Here is a 14,815-nt window from a genome sequence, read left to right on the forward strand (position 1 = left end):
GTCTCCCCTTGAACGGAAGCGGTTACAAAGGGCCCAGCATACCTGAGTCGGGTGACGGGTTGTTCCTGACCGGGTCAGCGTTGCGCGGTATCCACCTCGACCACCACCTTCACACGTCCAGTCCCACTGGCAACGAGCTGATAGGCCTCGGCCGCGCTGCGCAAATCGAACCGTGTCTGATCGACCACGGGCGCGAGCGCGCCGCTTCCCACGAGCCGCGTCGCTTCGCGCATCATCTCGCCGAGGTGCGCGCGATATCGACCGGTCAGCAACGGATACAGCGTGAAGATCCCTGAATAGCTGGCTTCACGAAGCGACAGCGGCGCAAGCGCATGCGTCCCCCAGCCAAGCGCACTGACCACGTGCCCAAAATCCCGGACCGCGGCAAACGACGCATCGAGCGAGGCCCCCCCTACCGTATCGACGACCAGATCGAAGCCTTCGCCATCGGTCAAACTCGCCACATACTGTTCGACCGTCTGCGCGCGGTAGTCGATCGGTGTCGCGCCGAGCCGCCGCACCAGCTCGGCATTGTGTGCGCTCGCGGTTGCATGGACGTCGGCGCCGAGCGCGCGCGCCAGTTGCACGGCGATGTGGCCGACCCCTCCGGCGCCACCTGGACCAGCACCTTGGTTCCGCCTTGCAGATGCGCGCGATCGACGATACCCGCATACGACGTGATGAACGCGAGCGGCAACGCGGCGGCCTCGCGCATCGACAGATTGCGCGGCGCATGGGCGAGCAGGGCGGCATCGACCGCAACGTACTCGGCGAGTGACCCCTGGATGCCGCCGACGCCGCCGGTCATGCCACATACACGTTGTCGCCGACAGCGAACCCGCCGACGCCATCGCCGAGCGCCTCCACCGTGCCCGCGAGGTCGATACCGAGGACGAGCGGCAACGGGTGTTGCGCGTGCGCGGCCTCGCCCACGCGAATCTTGATGTCGAGCGGATTGAGGCCGCGCGCGGCGACGCGCACCAGGACCTGGCCGGCAGTGGGTTCCGGCCGGGGCAGCGTCGTGTGTTCGAGCGGGCCGTTGTATTGGCTGAGGACCAGAGCGTGCATGGACATGGCGGTCTCCTTCGTTCGACGCGTTACCGCGCGGCCTCATCGACGAGGGCGGCCACACCGCTCACCGGCTTCATCAAGTCGTCCGGCAGACCATGCCGCTCACGAAGATAGGCCGTCGAGTTGAACGATAGCCACGCACGGCCGTCCGCGTCCTCCCAGACGAGCACCTTCAAAGGAAGATCGAGCGCGGCGGTCGGCGCGAGTTGCATCAACGGTGTACCGGCTTTGGGATTGCCGAAGATCAGGAGCCGGCTGAACGGCATCGCCAGTCCCTCGCGCCCAGCGTCACCGCTGAAATCGATGCACGCGAAAACCGTCAACCCTCGCTCCAGAATCAAGGTTTGAAGACGCTCGGCGGTCGCGTCACCCGCATGGTTGCTTGCAACGGTGACGATGCCAGCGCTGGCGTTCTCTGCGATCGAAGCGGTGGCCATCATGCCTCCCGTGCGGATGTTGTGCTCCGGCGGCGTTCGCGTGATCAGGTCTGCCGAACGGGCAACGCGTTGACCGTGACGCAGCATGCGTCGCATGCGTGCAATGCGCCAACGGAGAAGCGGACCCATGCAGTGTAGGCGTTCGCTGGCGCGGTGTGGCCGATCGTGCGGACGTGCCGTGAGGGAAGTTCTACCGAAAGGCTGATGGAAGCGGATGGGCTGCCCGCTGAACGAACGGCGGCTTCCACATGCGCGAAGCCGCCGTCAGGGGCGCCTGATCGGCGCCCCGATGCCAGATTACTGGCTCAGGTAAACAAACTTGCCATTCTTGATGGTGCCCATCACGCTCGCCCGCTGATCGAGACCGACGTGATCCTTCGGGCTCGTATTGACGACCCCGTTCGGCACCACCAGTTCATGCGCGTGTTCGAGCTCGTCGCGCAACGCGACGCGAAACGCCGGCGTACCCGGCTGCGCGGTCTTCAACGCGCGCGCGACGGCGTCCTGCAGGCGCGGGTACACGCCGGCCGCGTCGCCCGCGAACTGCGTGACGCTGCCGGGGCCGTACTTCGCCTCGTACGCGTCGACGAACGCGAGCGCCGCCTTCTTCGACGGATGATCGGCCGGCAGCGTGCGCGCGACAACGACCGGTTGCGTCGGGAACAGCGTGCCTTCCACGTCTTTACCGCCGAGCTTGATGAACTCCGGCGTCGCGATGCCATGCGTCTGATAGATCGGGCCCTTGTAGCCGCGCTCGATCAGCGTGCGCTGCGGCAGTACCGTTGGGGTGCCCGCGCCGGCGATCAGGATTGCGTCGGGCTTCGCGGCCATCAGCTTCAGGATCTGGCCGGTCACGCTCGCGTCGGTGCGGTTGTAGCGCTCTGTCGCGACCAGCTTGATATGGCGCAGCGCCGCGAACTTGCTGAACTCGTTGAGCCAGCTTTCGCCGTAGCCATCCGCGAAACCGATGAAGCCGACCGTCTTCACGTCGTGGTTCGACATGTAGCGCGTCATCACGTCGGCCATCGCGCTATCGGTCTGCGCCATCTTGTAGGCCCAGATCTTTTTGCCTTCCTGCGGCTCGACGACGATGGCCGAGCCGATCAGCGTGATCATCGGCGTCTGGCTGTCGGCGACCGGATCGAGCGCGGCCATCGCGGCCGGCGTGATGTTCGGGCCGACGATCACGTCGACGTGGTCCTCGTTGATCAGCTTGCGGATGTTGCGCACGGCGTTGCCGGGGTCGGACGCGTCGTCGAGGAAGATGTAGTCGGCTTTCTGGCCGGCGATCGTCTGCGGCCACATCAGCATCGCGTTCTTGCTCGTGATGCCGATCACGGCGGCCGGTCCGGTGTACGACAGATCGATGCCGACTTTCAGGTCGGCGTGCGCCGCGGCGGCGACGAGCAGCGCCGCTGCCGCGAGGCCGCGCAGGGTGTTGCGTACTTTATTGTTATGCAACTTCATCGGAAGGTCTCCGTAGCGAGAGAGCGGTATGGAAGCGGTTCAAAGCTCATAGGTTTCGTGTTCGCCCTTCAGCGCCTGCTCGATCAGTTTGCGGTTCAGGCTCGGCGACAGCAGCTCGACGAGCGTGTACACGTAACTGCGCAGATACGCGCCCTGTTTCAGCGCGACGCGCGTCACGTTGCTGCCGAACAGATGGCCGACCGGCATCGCGCGCAAATGGCGGTCGCGCTCGGCGTTGAACGCGATGTCGGCCATGATGCCGACGCCGAGGCCCAGCTCGACGTAGGTCTTGATCACGTCGGCGTCGATCGCCTCGAGCACGATGTCCGGATGCAGCCCGCGCAGGCGGAACGCTTCGTTGATCTTGGTGCGGCCGGCGAACGCGTTGTCGTACGTAATCAGCGGGTACTGGGTCAGGTCGTCGAGCGACAGCAGCTTGCGCTCGAGCAGCGGATGGTCGGGCTGCATCACCGCGACGTGGTGCCACTGGAAGCAGGGCAGCGACACCAGATCCTTGTAGTTCGAGATCGCCTCGGTCGCGATCGCGAGGTCGGCCTGGTCGTGCAGCACCATTTCGGCGACCTGGGTGGGACTGCCTTGCAGAATTGAAAGGTGAACCTTCGGAAAGCGCTTCTTGAACTCCGCGATCGCCGCGGGCAGCGAGTAGCGCGCCTGCGTGTGGGTCGCGGCGATCGTCAGGTTGCCCTGATCCTGCGCCGCGAAGTCCTTGCCGACCCGCTTCAGGCTTTCCACTTCCTGCAGGATTTTTTCGACCGACTCCAATATGATGCGGCCCGGCTCGGTGAGTGAGCGCACGCGCTTGCCGTGGCGCGTGAAGATCTCGACGCCAAGTTCGTCCTCCAGCTCGATGATCGCTTTCGAGACGCCCGGCTGGCTGGTAAACAACGCCTTGGCCGCTTCGGTGAGGTTGAAGTTCTGCCGCACAGCCTCGCGGACGAAGCGGAATTGGTGCAGGTTCATATATAACCTCGCCGCATATAAAAAGAATTTTTTAGTCGTTTGAAATATAAGGCGAGTTTATTACGATCTGTCCATCTTTTTCAATATGGATATCTGTATTTGTTATAAGCAAATGAGCGATGGGTCTAAACGCTCGCTTGCGATAGCTGACAAAGTCGGTATTCAAGCCGCGGCCGAGCCGGAGGTCGCGTGTCACGCAAGTTTCGAAAAAATTGGGGCCCCTGAATGTACCAATACGATCAGTACGACCAGACCATCGTCGATGAACGGGTCGCGCAGTACGCCGATCAGGTTCGCCGCCGCTTGTCGGGCGAATTGAGCGAAGAGGAATTCCGTCCGCTGCGCCTGCAGAACGGTCTGTATTACCAGCGCCACGCGTACATGCACCGCATCGCGATTCCGTACGGCAACTTGCGCAGCGACCAGATGCGCGTGCTCGCGCAGATCGCGCGCGAACACGACCGCGGCTACGGCCATTTCTCGACGCGTTCGAACATCCAGTACAACTGGATCAAGCTCGAAGAAACGCCGGAAATCCTTCGCAAGCTCGCCTCGGTGCAGATGCACGGCATTCAGACCTCGGGCAACTGCATTCGCAACATCACCGCCGATCAATTCGCCGGCGTCGCGCCCGACGAAGTCGTCGATCCGCGTCCGTGGGCCGAAATCCTGCGTCAATGGTCGACGTTCCACCCCGAATTCGCGTGGCTGCCGCGCAAGTTCAAGATCGCCGTGTCGGGTTCGAAGGAAGACCGCGCGGCTGTGCAGATCCATGACATGGGCGTGTATCTGCGCAAGAACGAACAGGGCGAACTGGTGGCCGACATCCTCGCCGGTGGTGGTCTGGGCCGCACGCCGATCGTCGGCGCGGTGATCCGCCGCGATCTGCCGTGGCAGCACCTGCTGACCTATAGCGAAGCCGTGTTGCGTGTGTACAACCGCTACGGCCGCCGCGACAACATGTACAAGGCGCGTATCAAGATTCTGGTGAAGGCGCTGTCGCCGGAGAAGTTCGCCGCGCAGGTCGAAGAAGAGTGGCAGCACCTGAAGGACGGCCCGTCGACGCTCACGCAGGCCGAAGTCGATCGCGTGACGCAATACTTCGCGCCGCCCGCTTACGACAAGTTGCCGGACACCGATACGCCGTTCGAAAAGCATCTGCTGGAAAACCGCGCGTTCGCGCGCTGGGTCGAGCGTAACGTGCGTCCGCACAAGGTGGCGGGCTACGCGTCGGTCACGCTGTCGCTGAAGCCGAGCACGGTTGCGCCGGGCGACGCGACGGACGTGCAGATGGACGCGGTCGCCGACTGGGCCGACGAATACTCGTTCGGCAAGGTCCGCGTGTCGCACGAACAGAACCTGATCCTCGCCGACGTCAAGAAGCGCGACCTGTTCGCGCTGTGGGAAAAGGCCAAGGCGCAGGGTTTCGCGACGCCGAACATCGGCTTGTTGACCGACATCATCTCGTGCCCGGGCGGTGACTTCTGCTCGCTCGCGAATGCGAAGTCGATTCCGATCGCGCTCGCGATCCAGGAACGTTTCAACGATCTCGACTACGTGTACGACCTCGGCGACGTGTCGCTGAACATCTCGGGCTGCATCAACGCGTGCGGTCATCATCACGTCGGCAACATCGGCATTCTGGGCGTCGACAAGGACGGCTCCGAGTGGTACCAGGTGACTCTCGGCGGCGAGCAGGGCACCGGCGCGACCGGCGCTCACCTTGGCCGTGTGATCGGCCCGTCGTTCTCGGCCGAGGAAATGCCCGACGTGATGACGAAGGTGATCGATACGTTCGTGGAAAACCGCCAGGAAGGCGAGCGATTCATCGATACTTACACCCGCATCGGCATCGCGCCGTTCAAGGAGCGCGTGTACGCCGCGCGTCAACCGGCTCACGCGTAACCGCGAAAGGATACTGAACAGATGGCTTCAATCATCAAGAACCGCGCGATCGTCAACGACGACTGGAGCGTCGTGCGTGCCGCGGAAGACGGCGCTTTGCCGGCAGTGGCCGAACTGCCGGCCGGCAAGGTCATCGTGCCGCTGGCGCTGTGGCAGGCCGAGCGTGAAGCGCTCGTGGCCGCGCGTCAAGCCGCCGACATCGGCGTATGGCTCGCGCCGGATCACGAACCGGCGGACATCGTCGGCGACTTCGACAAGCTCGCCCTCATCGCCGTGGACTTCCCGGTGTTCCGCGACGGCCGTGGCTACAGCATCGGCCGTCTGCTGCGCGAGCGCTATGGCTACAAGGGCGAACTGCGCGCGATCGGCGACGTGCTGCGCGACCAGATCACGTTCATGTTCCGCTGCGGCTTCGACGCGTATGCACTGCGCGCCGACAAGGACATCAACGACGCGTTGAAAGCGTTCGACGACTTTAGCGTGCAGTACCAGGGCGCCGTGGACACGTCGCCGCTGTTCCGCCGCCGTGCCGCGCAAGCTGGCGCCGCCAAGGTCCCGGCATGAGCGCCGCCCAATCGTTGAGTCCGGAGCTCGCAGCGAAGGTCGAGCGTCTCGACGCGCTGCTCGACTCGATCGCCGCGCGTCACGCGAACGTGAAGCTCGCGAGCAGCCTCGCGGCCGAAGACATGCTGCTAACGCATGCGATCCTGTCGCGCGGCGTGAAGATCGGCATCTTTTCGCTGAACACGGGGCGTCTGCATGCGGAAACGCTCGGCATGCTCGACCGCGTGAAAGAGCGCTACGGCTACGACATCGAGCAGTTTCATCCGCAGGCGGCCGCGGTCGAGCAGTATGTGAACGGGCACGGCCTGAACGCATTCTATGAAAGCGTCGAGCTGCGCAAGCGCTGCTGCGAGATCCGCAAGGTCGAGCCGCTCAATCGCGCGCTTGCCGAGGTCAGCGCCTGGGTGACCGGGCAGCGTCGCGAGCAATCGGTCACCCGTGCCGAGCTGCACGAGGAAGAGCAAGACGACGCGCGCAACATCGCCAAGTTCAATCCACTCGCGGACTGGACCGAAGCCGAAGTCTGGGATTATCTTAGTGCGTTCGACGTGCCGGTCAATCCGCTGCATGTGCGCGGTTATCCGAGCATCGGCTGCGAGCCGTGTACGCGTGCGATCCGCCCCGGCGAAGACAGCCGGGCGGGGCGCTGGTGGTGGGAGTCGCGCGATACGAAGGAATGCGGCTTGCATATCACGGCGATTACTCCGATTGCGGTCGAGCGCAACGAAAACGCGTCGGCCTGAGCGCCGCGTACCGTGCTTGCGGCGCACTACCGCCGAAACCGATCTGAATACTTTCGCCCGTGCGAGAAGCGCTTGCCGGGCGAACCAACGAAGGACCCGCTATGAGCACCACGCTCGATTCCACTGTCAACGCTCCGCTTGCCAACACGGTCAACCGGATGGATCACCTCGATTGGCTCGAAGCCGAGTCGATTCACATCCTGCGCGAACTGGTCGCCGAATGCAGCAAGCCGGCGCTGCTGTTTTCGGGCGGCAAGGATTCCGTCGTGGTGCTCGCGCTCGCACTGAAGGCGTTCGGCCTCGGTGCGAACCGCAAAACGCAGCTACCGTTCCCGCTCGTGCATATCGACACGGGCCACAACTACGACGAAGTGATCGACTTCCGCGATCGTCGCGCGCAACAGATCGGCGCGGAACTCGTGGTCGGCCATGTTGAAGATTCGATCAAGCGCGGCACCGTGCGTCTTCGTCGCGAAACGGATTCGCGCAATGCCGCGCAGGCGGTGACGCTGCTCGAAACCATCGAGCAGTACGGTTACACCGCGATGATCGGCGGCGCGCGCCGCGACGAGGAAAAAGCCCGCGCGAAAGAGCGCATCTTCTCGTTCCGTGACGAATTCGGCCAGTGGGACCCGAAGGCGCAGCGCCCGGAACTGTGGAGCCTGTACAACGCGCGTCTGCACAACGGCGAACACATGCGCGTGTTCCCGATCTCGAACTGGACCGAGCTCGACGTGTGGCAGTACATCGCGCGTGAACAGCTCGAACTGCCGTCGATCTACTACGCGCACCAGCGCGAGATCGTGCGCCGCAACGGCCTGCTCGTGCCGGTCACGCCGCTCACGCCGATGCGCGAGGGTGAGACGAGCGAACAGGCGCTCGTGCGTTTCCGCACGGTCGGCGACATCAGCTGCACGTGCCCGGTCGAAAGCGACGCGGACGTCATCGAGAAGATCATCGCCGAGACGGCCGTCACCGAAATCACGGAACGCGGCGCGACGCGGATGGACGACCAGGTCTCGGAAGCGGCGATGGAGCAGCGCAAGAAGCAGGGTTATTTCTAAGCACACGACGAGGGCAATGCAACCATGAGCAGTATTCATCAACCAGAAGACCTCGGCGTGCTGCGTTTCATCACCGCGGGCAGCGTCGACGACGGCAAGAGCACGCTGATCGGCCGCCTGCTGTACGACAGCAAGGCTGTATTGAGCGACCAGCTCTCGGCGCTGTCGCGCGCGAAGAACAAGCGCACCGTCGGCGATGAAATCGATCTGTCGCTGTTGACCGACGGCCTCGAAGCCGAGCGCGAGCAGGGCATCACGATCGACGTCGCCTACCGCTACTTCGCCACCGCCAAGCGTAAGTTCATCATCGCCGATACGCCGGGCCATGAGCAGTACACGCGCAACATGGTGACGGGCGCGTCGACCGCGCATGCGGCGATCATTCTCGTCGACGCGACGCGCGTGACGTTCGAAAACGGTGTCGCGCAACTGCTGCCGCAAACCAAGCGTCATAGCGCAATCGTCAAGCTGCTCGGTCTGCAGCACGTGATCGTCGCGATCAACAAGATGGACCTCGTCGACTACAGCGAAGCGCGCTTCAACGAGATCCGCGACGCCTACGTCGAACTCGCGCGTCACCTCGGTCTGCAGGACGTGCGCTTCGTGCCGGTGTCGGCGCTGAAGGGCGACAACATCGTCACGGCGAGCGAGCGCATGCCGTGGTACGCGGGCGAGCCGCTACTCGACGTGCTCGAAGCGCTGCCGGTCGAAACCGAGAACGGCGAGGCGCTGCGCTTTCCAGTGCAGTGGGTCGCGCGCCAGGACGGCAGCCGGGCCGACGATTTCCGCGGCTACATGGGCCGGGTCGAATCGGGCGAAGTGAAGCTCGGCGACACGATCGTCGTGCTGCCGGCCAATCGCGAAGCGACCGTGGCGGAGATCATCGCGCCGGTGGTCGGCGGCACCGCGCAGGTGGACCGTGCGTTCGCCGGTCAGACGGTGACGATCCGTCTCGCGGAAGACGTCGACGTGTCGCGCGGCGACACCTTCGTGCTGCGCGAAGCGGCGCCGGAGCCGGCGAAGAAGCTCGAAGCGGACCTCTGCTGGTTCGACGACGCGCCGCTGTCGACGCAGCGCAAGTATCTGCTGAAGCAGACCACCAGCACGGTGTTCGCGAAGATCGGCGCGATCAAGGAAGTGCTCGACGTGCATACGCTGTCGCAGGCGACCGATCGCAAGGAACTGGCGATGAACGACATCGGTCGTGTCGCGCTGACCTTGCAGAAGCCGCTCGTGTGCGACGCGTACGACTCGCATCAGGGCACCGGCGCGTTCGTGCTGATCGACGAGGCGACGAACCACACGGTCGCCGCCGGCATGATCCGCGCGTTTTCCGCCTGAGCACGGCAAGGCTAGCAGGCGACGGATGGGCCACACAGGCGGCGCAACGCGCCGCCGCGTACGCTCCAACGAACAGGTTGATGTCAATGGGTAAGGTTTATCTGATCGGCGCGGGACCCGGTGCCGCGGACCTGATTACGGTGCGCGGCGCGCGGCTGCTCGGCGCCGCCGACGTCGTGCTGCACGACGCGCTGGTCGAGCCGGCGATGCTCGACTACGCGCCCGCGCGCGCGAAGCGCATTGCGGTCGGCAAGCGCTGCGGCCAGCTATCGACGGCCCAACAGTTCATCAACAAGCAGATTGTCGATGCGGCTTTGGAGCACGACGTGGTCGTGCGGTTGAAGGGCGGCGATCCGATGCTGTTCGGCCGCGCCGACGAAGAGATGCGTGCGCTCGAAGCCGCGGGCATCGAGTATGAAGTCGTGCCGGGCATCACCGCCGCGCTGGCGAGCGCGGCCACGCTGAAGCGTTCGCTGACGCTGCGCGGCGTGTCGCGCAGCGTCGCGCTCGCGACGTTCAGCCGCGCGCCAGGTTCCGATGAGATCCGCGAGCAGGTCAACGCCGATTCGCTGGTGTTCTACATGGGGCGCGACAGCGGCGTCGAAATCGCGCAGCAACTGATCGATGCTGGCAAGCCCGCGACGACGCCCGTGGCGATCGTCGAGGCGTGCAGCACGCCGCGCGAACGCATGCTGACGTTGACGCTGGAAGACCTTGCGGCCGGCGAAGCGCAGCGCTGGGTCGATGCGTCGCAGCCGAGTCTGTTGATGATCGGCGAGGCGTTCGCGGCGCGTCAGACCGAGGCGAAGCGCTCGTCGAATGGGATGCTGGTCGCGGCCTGAATATCCTCGGCAGGGCCGATCCCAGAGCGGCGAATCTGAGTAACCTGAACGAAAAAATCAGAGCTGCCGCAGGCAATACTGCGCGAGCGCATCCAGCACCGAATCATCCTCGCCGACTGCCACCGCGCAGCGAATCTCGACACCGGGATGGGCGGCGCGGCAATGATCGACGATCGCGGGCAAATCCGTGCGGACATGACCGCCTTGCCCGAAGAACACCGGCACCACGGTGATCGCATCGCAGCCTTGCGTGACGAGTTGCGCGACGGCCGTCGGCAGGTCGGGTTCCATCAGTTCGAGAAAGGCGAGCGTAACCGCAGGAGCTTCGCCCGTCGCCGCGCGCGCGGCGCGCAGCTTGTCGGCGAGCCGCTCGAACGGCTCGCGCCAGCGCGCATCGCGCGCGCCGTGGCCAAACAGAATCAGTCCGTGCATAGCCATCGCATCAGCTCCTGACGATGCCCCTCAACGCACTGGCGTTAGTGCCGGTCGACCCACTTCAACCCTAAGAGCCCCAGCACCAGGTAGACGAGCCCAGGTGTTGCCGCGGTCAACGGCGCGGGCCACGTATTGAGCGTGCCGATATGCGAGAACAGCGTGTTGAACAGCTGGAAGCTCATGCCGAGCATGATGCCGCCGAACACCTTCACGCCGACCACGCCCGCGCGCGTATGAAGATACGCGAACGGCAGCGACAGCACCAGCATCACGAACACCGCGAACGGATACAGCACCTTGCGCCACAGCGCGATTTCATAGGGCTGCGTGTCCTGATGGTTTTCGGTCAGATGCTGGATATAGCGGAACAGATTGAACATCGACATCCGGTCCGGCGACACCAGCAGCACCGACAGGATCTGCGGCGTCAGCTCCGAGCGCAGCGAATACTCGGGCAGCGTGACCTGATTCGCGCGATAGACCGGATTGAGCGCATCTGCCGGCGTACCCGGAGCGCGGGCCACGTCGAGCAGTTGCGTATCGGTCACGCCGGTCAGCAGCCAGTGGCCCGGCGGCTGATAGCGGCCGCTCTGCGCGATGCGAATGTTCGACAGGCGGAACTTCGAATCGAATTCGTAGATGCGCACGTTGCTGATCGTCGCGTCGGGCTTCAGCTCGCCGACGTTGACGAAGCGCGTGACCTGCTCGCCGTCGGCGCGCTCGGTCAGCGTGTCCTTGACCCACACGCCCGACTGGAAGTTGCTCGACACCGACGAGCCGAGCGCCTCGAGCCGCACGCGCTCGGAGAGCTGATCCGTATACGGGCCGACCACTTCGCCGATCAGATAGGTGACGATCACGAGCGGAATGCCGATCTTCAGCAGCGAGCGCAGCGCCTGATTCGTCGCGAGTCCTGATACGCGGAAGATCGTGTATTCGGAGTTCGCCGCCATCTGCGCGAACACGTAGATCGCGCTGATCAGCGCCGCGACCGGAATGATTTCGTAGAAACGCGACGGCGTTTGCAGCGCGACGCGCAGCACCGCGTACTGAAACTTGTAGTTGCCGTGGCCGACCGAGTTCAGTTCGTTGATCAGGTCGAAGAAGAAGAACAGACCTGAAAATGCAAACAGGATGAAGACGAACGTGAGATAGATCTGACGCGCGAAATACCTTTCATAAATTCGCATCGGTCAGGCTCCCTGCGAACGGCTGAACATGGCGCGCGTAAATAGCGGCCGGTTGCGCACCCGCATCCAGAAGATGAACGCGACGATCCCGAGCACGATCACGTGCAGGATCACGAGCCCGACGCCGAACGACATCTTGCCCTGCTCGATCCACGCCTGCACGACGTTCAGCAGATTCGAATAAGTGAGGTAGATCAACACGGCCATCACGAGGTTGATCGTGCGGCTGCGCCGCGGGTTCTGGTGCGCGAGCGGAATGGCGAGCAGCACCAGGTTGATCGCGATCAACGGCAGACCCGCGCGCCACGCGAATTCGGCGAGGTTCTCTTTAGTGGGATTGCGCAGCAGCGTGAGCGTCGGCAAGCCGGTGGTGGTCGGCGTATTGACGACCGGCTGGCTCTGGATCTTCACGCCGTAGCGCTCGAACTCCATGATGCGGAAATCGGGGTGGCCCGGTTCGCCGTCGTAGCGGCGGCCGTTTTCCAGCACGACGAAGCGGTCGCCGTTCTTGTGCGTCTCGATGTGGCCGTTCTTCGACACCACGACGTTGACCTTGCCGCCCTCGGTGCTCGTCACGAACACGTTTTCCACATGCCCCTGGTCGGGCGACATCTTCTCGATGAAGAACACGCGGTGCGTGGTCGGCGATTCGCGGAACTGCCCCGGCGCGAGCAGCGAGACTTCGTCGCGCTGCTGGAAGCGCGCGCGGATCAGCTTGCTCTGCTGGTTCGACCACGGCCAGCCGACGAACACGAAGAACATGATCAGGATGATGATCGGCGTGGCGAAAATGCCGATCGGCTTGATGAATTGCGTGAGACTGACACCCGAGGACAGCCACACGACCATCTCGGAGTCCTTGTACCAGCGCGTGAGCACGAACAGGATCGACACGAACAGCGTCGCGACGAGCATGATGGCCAGATAGCCGATCACGGTGAGGCCGATCAGGACCAGCACGTCGCGCGGGTCGACCTCGCCCGAGGCCGCGAAGCCGACGATGCGGATCATCATCGTCGTCAGCACGAGCGTGAGGAGAACCATGAACACGGCGCCAGCCGTGTACGCGAGCTCGCGCTGGAGGGAGCGTTCAAAGATCATTGTTGATGACGAGAGGGGGCGCTCACGGCGACGCGGGGGTTCGTTCCCGTCACGCCTCCGGTGCAGCCGCCGCGGGAAAAATAGCGGATAATTGCGGCTTTCATCCTAAGCCCAGATTTTATCCGAGGACAAGCGCGATGGACTTTAGCATAAAAGCCTGTGATTGGACCAAAGGCTCGACGAACGGTTTCCTGACCGGGAAATCCGATTGCATCGTGATCGGTGTGTTCGAGTCGCAAACGCTGTCGGGCGCCGCGCTGGAGATCGACGCGGCCACCAAGGGCCTGCTCACGCGCATCATCAAGGCGGGCGACATGGACGGCAAGGCGGGTACCACGCTGTTCCTGCACGAGGTGTCGGGCATCGGCGCGTCCCGCGTGCTGCTCGTCGGGCTCGGCAAGCAGGACGCTTTCAGTCAGAAAGCCTACGGCGAGGCGGTCCGCGCCGCATGGCGCGCGCTGCTCGGCACGAAGATCGTGCAGGTCACGTTCACGCTCGCGCAACTGCCGGTGCTCGAACGCACGGCCGACTGGTGTGTGCGCGCCGCGATCCTCGCGCTGCGCGAGCTGACCTACCGCTTCACGCAAATGAAGAGCAAGCCGGACAACACGCCGCGCGCGTTGAAGCGCATCGTGTTCAGCGTCAACACCGGTGACGAGAAGGCCGCCAAGCTCGCCGCCAGGCAGGGCGCCGCGCTCGCCAACGGCATGGACCTGACGCGCGAGCTCGGCAATCTGCCGAGCAACGTCTGCACGCCGACCTATCTGGCGAACACCGCGAAGAAGCTCGCGAAAGACTGGAAGCTGAAGGTCGAGGTGCTCGGCGAGAAACAGTGTGAAGCGCTGAAGATGGGCTCGTTCCTGTCGGTCACCGCGGGCGCGGTCGAGCCGGCGCAGTTCATCGTGCTGCAGTACCAGGGCGCCGCCGCGAAGGCCGCGCCGGTCGTGCTGGTCGGCAAGGGCGTCACGTTCGACACGGGCGGCATCTCGCTGAAGCCGGGCGAGAGCATGGACGAGATGAAGTACGACATGTGCGGCGCGGGCTCGGTGCTCGGCACGCTGCGCGCGGTCGCCGAGATGGGCCTGAAGATCAACGTGGTCGGCATCATTCCGGCCGTCGAGAACATGCCGTCGGGCACGGCCACCAAGCCGGGCGACATCGTCACCAGCATGAAGGGCCTGACGATCGAGGTGCTGAACACCGACGCCGAGGGCCGCCTGATTCTGTGCGACGCGCTCACCTACGCGGAGCGCTTCAAGCCGGCCGCGGTGATCGACATCGCGACGCTGACGGGCGCCTGCATCATTGCGCTCGGCCATCACAACAGCGGCCTGTTCTCGAAGGACGACGCGCTCGCGGGCGAACTGCTCGACGCGTCGCGCGAAGCGGCCGACCCGGCCTGGCGCCTGCCGCTCGACGACGAGTACCAGGACCAGCTGAAGTCGAACTTCGCGGACGTCGCGAATATCGGCGGGCGTCCGGCGGGCAGCGTGACGGCCGCGTGCTTCCTGTCGCGTTTCACGGATTCGTACCCGTGGGCGCATCTCGACATCGCCGGCACCGCGTGGAAGAGCGGCACCGCGAAGGGCGCGACGGGCCGTCCGGTGCCGCTGCTCGCGCAGTTCCTGATCGACCGCGCCGGCCAATGACGCAGTGCGGTAAGCGCGCGCACGG

13 protein-coding genes and 1 pseudogene are annotated in these 14,815 nt (G+C 64.3%); 7 read left to right on the plus strand and 7 right to left on the minus strand.

The features are described from left to right. Nucleotides 1-74 precede the first annotated feature (74 nt). The 4 genes and pseudogenes from OKW41_RS44225 to OKW41_RS44240 form a co-directional block, all read right to left on the minus strand. A pseudogene (locus OKW41_RS44225) lies at nt 75-1,074 on the minus strand (zinc-dependent alcohol dehydrogenase family protein). A gap of 23 nt (nt 1,075-1,097) precedes the next feature. Next, entirely contained in the window at nt 1,098-1,604 is a 507-nt protein-coding gene (locus OKW41_RS44230; protein ID WP_429576327.1) for a DUF302 domain-containing protein, read from the minus strand. A gap of 201 nt (nt 1,605-1,805) precedes the next feature. Continuing rightward, nucleotides 1,806-2,975: an ABC transporter substrate-binding protein gene (locus OKW41_RS44235; protein ID WP_429576328.1), complete on the minus strand. Its 1,170-nt coding sequence runs from the start codon at nt 2,973-2,975 to the stop codon at nt 1,806-1,808. 39 nt (nt 2,976-3,014) lie between these two features. Beyond that, nucleotides 3,015-3,956 carry a CysB family HTH-type transcriptional regulator gene (locus tag OKW41_RS44240; protein WP_429576329.1) on the minus strand — a complete coding sequence of 314 codons (942 nt, stop codon included), beginning with the start codon at nt 3,954-3,956 and terminating at the stop codon, nt 3,015-3,017. 225 nt (nt 3,957-4,181) lie between these two features. On the opposite strand from OKW41_RS44240, the gene OKW41_RS44245 reads away from it, so the two are divergent. The 6 genes from OKW41_RS44245 (at nt 4,182) to cobA (ending at nt 10,415) form a co-directional block, all read left to right on the plus strand. Further along, nucleotides 4,182-5,861, plus strand: coding sequence for a nitrite/sulfite reductase (locus OKW41_RS44245; protein ID WP_429576330.1), 1,680 nt, complete (start codon nt 4,182-4,184; stop codon nt 5,859-5,861). 21 nt (nt 5,862-5,882) lie between these two features. Then, on the plus strand, nt 5,883-6,425 hold the full coding sequence (locus OKW41_RS44250) for a DUF934 domain-containing protein (protein ID WP_429576331.1): 543 nt from the start codon (nt 5,883-5,885) through the stop codon (nt 6,423-6,425). After that, nucleotides 6,422-7,168 carry a phosphoadenylyl-sulfate reductase gene (locus OKW41_RS44255; protein ID WP_429576332.1) on the plus strand — a complete coding sequence of 249 codons (747 nt, stop codon included), beginning with the start codon at nt 6,422-6,424 and terminating at the stop codon, nt 7,166-7,168. Before OKW41_RS44250 ends, OKW41_RS44255 begins: the two co-directional genes overlap by 4 nt. 101 nt (nt 7,169-7,269) lie before the next feature. Next, a complete protein-coding gene (cysD, locus tag OKW41_RS44260) occupies nt 7,270-8,232 on the plus strand; it encodes a sulfate adenylyltransferase subunit CysD (protein ID WP_090803401.1) in 963 nt (320 codons plus the stop codon). A gap of 24 nt (nt 8,233-8,256) precedes the next feature. Continuing rightward, nucleotides 8,257-9,573, plus strand: coding sequence for a sulfate adenylyltransferase subunit 1 (locus tag OKW41_RS44265; RefSeq protein ID WP_429452756.1), 1,317 nt, complete (start codon nt 8,257-8,259; stop codon nt 9,571-9,573). Nucleotides 9,574-9,659: 86 nt separating this feature from the next. Continuing rightward, entirely contained in the window at nt 9,660-10,415 is a 756-nt protein-coding gene (gene cobA / locus OKW41_RS44270) for a uroporphyrinogen-III C-methyltransferase (RefSeq protein WP_090803404.1), read from the plus strand. A 57-nt stretch (nt 10,416-10,472) separates the two neighbouring features. Here cobA and OKW41_RS44275 read toward each other — a convergent pair whose 3' ends face one another. Genes OKW41_RS44275 through lptF form a run of 3 tightly spaced genes read right to left on the minus strand, consistent with a single transcriptional unit; the run spans nt 10,473 to nt 13,141 of the window. Continuing rightward, on the minus strand, nt 10,473-10,853 hold the full coding sequence (locus tag OKW41_RS44275) for a sirohydrochlorin chelatase (protein WP_184007767.1): 381 nt from the start codon (nt 10,851-10,853) through the stop codon (nt 10,473-10,475). 38 nt (nt 10,854-10,891) lie between these two features. Further along, nucleotides 10,892-12,040 carry an LPS export ABC transporter permease LptG gene (gene lptG, locus OKW41_RS44280; protein ID WP_429576333.1) on the minus strand — a complete coding sequence of 383 codons (1,149 nt, stop codon included), beginning with the start codon at nt 12,038-12,040 and terminating at the stop codon, nt 10,892-10,894. A gap of 3 nt (nt 12,041-12,043) precedes the next feature. Continuing rightward, nucleotides 12,044-13,141 carry an LPS export ABC transporter permease LptF gene (gene lptF / locus OKW41_RS44285; protein WP_429452752.1) on the minus strand — a complete coding sequence of 366 codons (1,098 nt, stop codon included), beginning with the start codon at nt 13,139-13,141 and terminating at the stop codon, nt 12,044-12,046. Between the two features lie 137 nt (nt 13,142-13,278). Between lptF and OKW41_RS44290 the strand changes: the two genes are divergently transcribed. Next, nucleotides 13,279-14,790 (plus strand): leucyl aminopeptidase, encoded by a 1,512-nt coding sequence (locus OKW41_RS44290; RefSeq protein WP_429452750.1) that lies wholly within the window; start codon nt 13,279-13,281, stop codon nt 14,788-14,790. Nucleotides 14,791-14,815 lie beyond the last annotated feature (25 nt).

This window comes from Paraburkholderia sp. UCT70, from assembly GCF_050434085.1.
Lineage (GTDB): Bacteria > Pseudomonadota > Gammaproteobacteria > Burkholderiales > Burkholderiaceae > Paraburkholderia > Paraburkholderia tuberum.

Coding starts and splice junctions, on each gene's coding strand:
- OKW41_RS44230 (WP_429576327.1), bottom strand. CDS start 1,604: ATGCGACGCATGCTGCGTCACGGTCAACGCGTTGCCCGTTCGGCAGAC.
- OKW41_RS44235 (WP_429576328.1), bottom strand. CDS start 2,975: ATGAAGTTGCATAACAATAAAGTACGCAACACCCTGCGCGGCCTCGCG.
- OKW41_RS44240 (WP_429576329.1), bottom strand. CDS start 3,956: ATGAACCTGCACCAATTCCGCTTCGTCCGCGAGGCTGTGCGGCAGAAC.
- OKW41_RS44245 (WP_429576330.1), top strand. CDS start 4,182: ATGTACCAATACGATCAGTACGACCAGACCATCGTCGATGAACGGGTC.
- OKW41_RS44250 (WP_429576331.1), top strand. CDS start 5,883: ATGGCTTCAATCATCAAGAACCGCGCGATCGTCAACGACGACTGGAGC.
- OKW41_RS44255 (WP_429576332.1), top strand. CDS start 6,422: ATGAGCGCCGCCCAATCGTTGAGTCCGGAGCTCGCAGCGAAGGTCGAG.
- cysD (WP_090803401.1), top strand. CDS start 7,270: ATGAGCACCACGCTCGATTCCACTGTCAACGCTCCGCTTGCCAACACG.
- OKW41_RS44265 (WP_429452756.1), top strand. CDS start 8,257: ATGAGCAGTATTCATCAACCAGAAGACCTCGGCGTGCTGCGTTTCATC.
- cobA (WP_090803404.1), top strand. CDS start 9,660: ATGGGTAAGGTTTATCTGATCGGCGCGGGACCCGGTGCCGCGGACCTG.
- OKW41_RS44275 (WP_184007767.1), bottom strand. CDS start 10,853: ATGGCTATGCACGGACTGATTCTGTTTGGCCACGGCGCGCGCGATGCG.
- lptG (WP_429576333.1), bottom strand. CDS start 12,040: ATGCGAATTTATGAAAGGTATTTCGCGCGTCAGATCTATCTCACGTTC.
- lptF (WP_429452752.1), bottom strand. CDS start 13,141: ATGATCTTTGAACGCTCCCTCCAGCGCGAGCTCGCGTACACGGCTGGC.
- OKW41_RS44290 (WP_429452750.1), top strand. CDS start 13,279: ATGGACTTTAGCATAAAAGCCTGTGATTGGACCAAAGGCTCGACGAAC.